The sequence below is a fragment of the Parachitinimonas caeni genome (genome assembly GCF_030129945.1).
GTDB classification, from domain to species: Bacteria; Pseudomonadota; Gammaproteobacteria; order Burkholderiales; family Chitinimonadaceae; genus Parachitinimonas; species Parachitinimonas caeni.
Genome location: NZ_JARRAF010000107.1, coordinates 1 through 2,132, shown reverse-complemented (window position 1 = coordinate 2,132; position 2,132 = coordinate 1). Strand labels below are relative to the sequence as shown.

Sequence of the window (2,132 nt, the reverse complement as noted above, 5' to 3'; positions counted from 1 at the left end):
TTCTCAAGATCAAGCGATGGCGCGGGATTGCAACCCGCTACGCAAAACGACTGAAGTCGTTTGTCGCGGCCGTTCAAATACGGTGCCTTGCTCTTTGGCTGGAAATCTCGTGACGACACTATCTAGTAGGGAATCAGCATAAATTACTTTGTTTTTTCAATTAGATTGAGTCTGATAAATATATCAAGACCGACTTGTCCATGAGGTTTTCATTGATCCGATTCAATAGGGCTCAAAACTCAACCTCCTGGGAACACAATGCCAAAATTAGCTATTTATCGTCAAAGACAGCTTATCTAGCACAATAACAGCCCATTCCAAAGTAATGACAAAGACTTAACCCGGTTTTCCGTTCCGTTACACCTCAGACCCCAAACTCGATGCACACTCCGCGTTTGACCAAGCCTTGCACGATGCGGCGTAAATCATCCAGATTGCGCGCTAAGCGATCCATGCTGTGTACCACCACCGTATCGCCATCCCGGACAAAGGCAAGCATCGCCTCCAGCTGTGGTCGTTGAGCATCCTTGCCGGATGCCTTATCAGTAAAGACTCGATCAATCTGGACCTGTTCAAGCTGACGTAGAGTGTTTTGCTCTAAGGTGCTGACCCGAACATAGCCGATACGCTGCCCCTGCACTGGGTTTCTCCGCTGAATATGTCAGCTTGGAATCTTAGACCCTTTACGGCGAGTGTCAATCAATGCGAATTCCTACCTTAATTTGCCGTAGTTTGCTGCGATGCCCTGACGCCAAGTTGAGGTATAGCTCTGATGGACAAGTGCAAGTCTCCCCGTCCAGCCAAAGATGGACTCGTAGGTAAGAAAGAGCTAGATTATCACTAGGTATTACCATGTGATAAAGGTCTTATGATGGCAACGTCTCTCAAGATTGATGACACTCTGAAACAGCGGGTCCAGCACCTCGCCAGCCAGCGTCGCCGCTCGCCCCACTGGATCATGCTTGAAGCCATCCAGCAGTACGTCGAGCGTGAGGAAGCCCGCGAGAGCTTCCAGCAGGAAGCCTTGGCATCCTGGTCTGCCTATCAGGAAACCGGCCGGCACTTGACCGGTCAGGAAGTACGCACCTGGTTGAACACCTGGGGCACCGAGGAAGAAAAAGCGGTGCCTGAGTGCCACAAGTAATCGTTACCGAAGGTGCGGCAAAAGGCTTGGAACGATGCCGAAGATTCCTTGCCGCCAAGTCTCTGGAAGCCACCAAGCGGGCCGGTCAAGCCATCGAGCGGCAATTCCTGCTGTTGGAAACGACCCCGGACCTTGGTCGGCCACTCCCTGACATTCCAGAGTTACGCGAACTGGTAATCGCTTTCGGCGATTCTGGCTATGTGGCGCTATACCGCCACGATCCCGCCGATGACGTGGTGTACGTTCTGGCCTTCCGGCACCAGAAGGAGGCGGGCTACTGATGACGATTCTCACTTCACCAGACTCGCTTTTATGCTGGGAATTTCTCGATTTCATTTGCAAATAGCGTGAGCTGGTTGCAATGGAATGCAAGCCAGCGCGGTGGAATGCAGATCCAGTTGCAAACAATCTGAGTCGGTGCAGCTTGGTGGATGCAGTTAATGTGAGCCGGCCAAGGCATCAAATGCAAGCCAGACCGGTTTCAAACGCAAGCCGCTAGTGTGTCACGAATGCGTAGAGGTGTGAGCCTCGAACGCAATGCTGTATCGAAGATGGGGGAAGGCCCCTCGGAGCCGGCGTGCAGGCGCAGGCTCCAAACCACCTTGAGCTGCATCGGTAAAGAGCCGTTGTAGTGAGCGTCAAGGAAAAGGCGCAGGAAATGCGTCAAGTAGGTGCTCAGGAGACGAGCGCAAGCGAACCATCGTTGAGGTGTCGAAAGCGTTAGACGTCGTCGAAACTGGGGACTAGCGGCACTCCAGGATCAGTTCGGGAGGCAACCTGTTTACTGCCCGAGCGGCGACCGGCATAGAGGTGGCGTGAACTGAGCACAGGCTTGTTGGGTTCCACCAGATTCCATTCCCCGACGTAGCTGGCCGCTCTATCGGGCCAGAGATCTTTTGCGTAGTCTGATCGCCCAACTTGAGAACCCTTCCTGATCATGAGTTACCGCCTGCACAGCAATGCGCGCACCACCCCGCTTACCCGGGAA

Annotated in this window: 4 protein-coding genes and 1 pseudogene; 3 read left to right on the top strand and 2 right to left on the bottom strand. The window is 53.3% G+C overall.

Going from position 1 to position 2,132, the window contains the following annotated elements; translation table 11 throughout:
- Positions 1-113: pseudogene (locus PZA18_RS23760) on the top strand (IS5/IS1182 family transposase); the annotation flags it as partial.
- A 251-nt stretch (positions 114-364) separates the two neighbouring features.
- Here the strand turns inward: PZA18_RS23760 and PZA18_RS23755 are convergent.
- Positions 365-640, bottom strand: coding sequence for a recombinase family protein (locus tag PZA18_RS23755; protein WP_456238582.1), 276 nt, complete (start codon positions 638-640; stop codon positions 365-367).
- Between the two features lie 228 nt (positions 641-868).
- Between PZA18_RS23755 and PZA18_RS23750 the strand changes: the two genes are divergently transcribed.
- A complete protein-coding gene (locus tag PZA18_RS23750) occupies positions 869-1,144 on the top strand; it encodes a CopG family ribbon-helix-helix protein (RefSeq protein ID WP_308447456.1) in 276 nt (91 codons plus the stop codon).
- Entirely contained in the window at positions 1,132-1,425 is a 294-nt protein-coding gene (locus PZA18_RS23745) for a type II toxin-antitoxin system RelE/ParE family toxin (RefSeq protein ID WP_308447455.1), read from the top strand. Before PZA18_RS23750 ends, PZA18_RS23745 begins: the two co-directional genes overlap by 13 nt.
- A 439-nt stretch (positions 1,426-1,864) precedes the next feature.
- On the opposite strand, the gene PZA18_RS23740 is transcribed toward PZA18_RS23745, so the two are convergent.
- The gene (locus PZA18_RS23740) at positions 1,865-2,083 is read right to left on the bottom strand and encodes a hypothetical protein (protein WP_284103375.1); all 219 of its coding nucleotides are present in this window, start codon (positions 2,081-2,083) and stop codon (positions 1,865-1,867) included.
- Positions 2,084-2,132 lie beyond the last annotated feature (49 nt).

What these genes read in the sequence shown, in the direction of transcription:
- PZA18_RS23750 (WP_308447456.1), top strand. Translation starts at nt 869, where the DNA reads ATGATGGCAACGTCTCTCAAGATTGATGACACTCTGAAACAGCGGGTC.
- PZA18_RS23740 (WP_284103375.1), bottom strand. Translation starts at nt 2,083, where the DNA reads ATGATCAGGAAGGGTTCTCAAGTTGGGCGATCAGACTACGCAAAAGAT.